The 2,843-nt window shown below is 70.2% G+C and carries 1 protein-coding gene; it reads right to left on the bottom strand.

What is annotated here, in order from left to right; translation table 11 throughout:
• The coding region (locus ACFVVU_RS39100; RefSeq protein WP_387794585.1) for an amino acid adenylation domain-containing protein at positions 1–2,843 on the bottom strand (2,843 nt) is incomplete at both ends.

Here is a 2,843-nt window from a genome sequence, read left to right as displayed (position 1 = left end):
TGTTGTACGTCCCGCTCAACCCACCCAACTGGTACAAGAACCACAACCGCTGCTGAGCGAACGACAACGGCAACTCACCCGGCCGCTCCACAGCACCCACCAGCGCAGGACGCGCCCCCTCACCCACCACCCCCAACCGCTTCGCCAACACCGCAACCGAAGGCGCCTCGAACAGATCCCGGATGGTGAGGTCGGCGCCGAGCACGGTCCGGGCCCGACTGACCACGCGGGTGGCCAGCAGCGAGTGCCCGCCCAGGTCGAAGAAACTGTCGTCCACCCCGACCGAAGGCACTCCGAGCACCTCGGCGAACAGGCCGGCGAGGATCTCCTCACGCGGTGTGCGCGGCAGCCGTTCGCCCTTCGCGCTCGTGGCGAAGTCCGGTGCCGGCAGCGCCGCCAGGTCCACCTTCCCGTTCGGGGTCCTCGGCAGTACGTCGAGTGCGACCACCGCGCCGGGAACCATGAAGGTGGGCAGCACCGTGCCGAGTTCGGCCCGTAGTTCCCGCCCGTCGAGCCGTGCGCCGGTCTCGGGAACCGCGTAGGCCACCAGCCGGCGGTCACCCGGCCGGTCCTCACGAACCGTCACCACACCGTGCGCCACCCCCGCCACCCGCGAAAGCGCCGCCTCCACCTCACCCAACTCGATCCGGAACCCCCGAACCTTCACCTGCCCGTCCGCACGCCCCAGGAACTCCACCTGCCCATCCACCGTCCACCGCACCACATCCCCCGTCCGATACATCCGCTCACCCGCACCACCGAACGGATCAGCCACGAACCGCTCACCCGTCAACGACGGACGACCCCAATACCCCCGCGCCACACCACGACCCGCCACATACAACTCACCCGACACACCCGCCGGCACCGGCTCCAACCGCTCATCCAGCACATACACCCGCGAACCGATGACCGGTCGACCGATCGGCGGAGTGGGCGCGGACGACTCACGGAGGGTGGACAGGGAGGCGCTCATGGTCGCGCAGACGGTGGTCTCCGTCGGCCCGTACGCGTTGATCATCCGCCGGTCGACCGACCACGCGTCAGCGAGGCCCGCGGAGCACGCCTCGCCGGCGACCACCAGCGTCGTGACGCTCGACAGTGAACCGGCCGGCATCTGGGCCAGCGCGGAGGGCGGGAGGGTCAGATGGGTGATGGCGTACTCGTCCGCGAGGCCGGCCAGCGCCTCGCCCGGAAGCAGACGCTCGGGCTCGGCCACCACCAGGGTTCCGCCCGTCAGCACCGCCATGCACAGCTCCCAGAACGCGGCGTCGAAACTGGGCGAGGCGAACTGGAGAACCCGGCTGCCCGGTCCGGCGCCGAGCCGCTCGGTGTGCGTGCGGGCCAGGCTGGCCACACCCGTGTGGGACACCACGACGCCCTTGGGCCGACCGGTGGACCCGGAGGTGTAGATCACGTAGGCCGGCTGGGACGGATGCGGGATGGACGGCCAGGACGCTTCCGGCGACAACTGCCGAGGGTCCTCGTCCAGGATCAGGAGCGCCAGGCCCTCCGGCAGCCCTGCCGCCGCCTCGCGCGTGGTGACCGTGAGGACGGGGTCCGCGTCGCCCAGCATGTAGGCGATGCGGCCCGTCGGGTAGGCCGGGTCCACGGGCAGGTAGGCAGCTCCGGACTTGAGCACGGCCAGGACGGTGACCATGAGGTCGACGGAACGGGGCAGTGCCACGGCCACCACACGTTCGGCACCGGCACCTCGTGCGGCCAGGTCGCCGGCAAGCCTGTCACTGCGCTCGTCCAGCTCGGCGTAGCTCAGCCGCTCGTCACCATGGACCAGCGCGATCGCCTCGGGGGCTCGCGCGACCTGGCGCGCGAAGAGGGCGGGGAAGGTGGTGTCGTCGGACGCCCAGGGGTCCGAACCGCCCCAGACGTCGAGCACCCGGCGCCGCTCCTCGCCGCCGAGGATGCGGAAGTCACCGACGGACGTCTCGGGGTCGGCCGTGGCGGCGCGCAGGACACGGACGAACCGCTCGGCGAGGGCCTCGGCCGTGGAGCGGTCGAACAGATCGGTGCTGTACTCCAGGCGTCCCTCGGAGGCCTGGCCGTCACCGCGGTCGGTGAGTTCGAGGGTCAGGTCGAACCTCGCCGAACCGGGGTGGTGCTGGCGGAAGACGGTGTCGAGTCCCGGGAAGGCCGGTTCGGGCTGCTGATTGTTGTGGTAGGCCAGCAGCACCTGGACGAGCGGTTGTGCGCCGGGGTCACGGACCGGGTTGAGTTCCTCGACCAGGCGGTCGAAGGGCACGTCCTGGTGCCCGTACGCCGCCAGATCCGTCTCCCGCACCCGCCCCAGCAGCTCCCGGAAGGTGGGGTTGCCGGACAGATCCGTCCGCAGCACCAGGGTGTTGACGAAGAAACCGACCAACTCGTCCAGAGCCTCGTCGGTACGACCGGCCACCACACTGCCGATCGGAAGGTCCTCACCCGCACCCAACCGGTGCAACAACACCGCCAACGCCGCATGCAGCACCATGAACACACTGGCGCCACTGGCCCGAGCCAACTCCCGCACACCAGCGCCCAAATCGGCGTCCACCTCGAACGCCACCGTCCCACCCCGACCCGACGCAACAGCCGGACGCGCACGATCCACCGGCAACTCCAACCGCTCCGGAACACCCCGCAACTGCCCCACCCAGTAAGCGAGCTGCTCGGAATCGTCACGCAACAGCTCCCGCTGCCACAGGACGTAATCCGCGTACGCCACCGGCAACGAACCGAACTGCGGAACGTCACCACCCGCACGCGCCCCGTACGCCACCGACAGATCACGCACCAACGGCGCCAACGACCAACCGTCCGCGGCGATGTGGTGCACCACCACCATC

The sequence above is a fragment of the Kitasatospora sp. NPDC057965 genome, from assembly GCF_042887135.1.
In the GTDB taxonomy this organism is placed as follows: Bacteria; Actinomycetota; Actinomycetes; order Streptomycetales; family Streptomycetaceae; genus Kitasatospora.
This window is presented reverse-complemented; position numbering and strand designations above follow the sequence as displayed.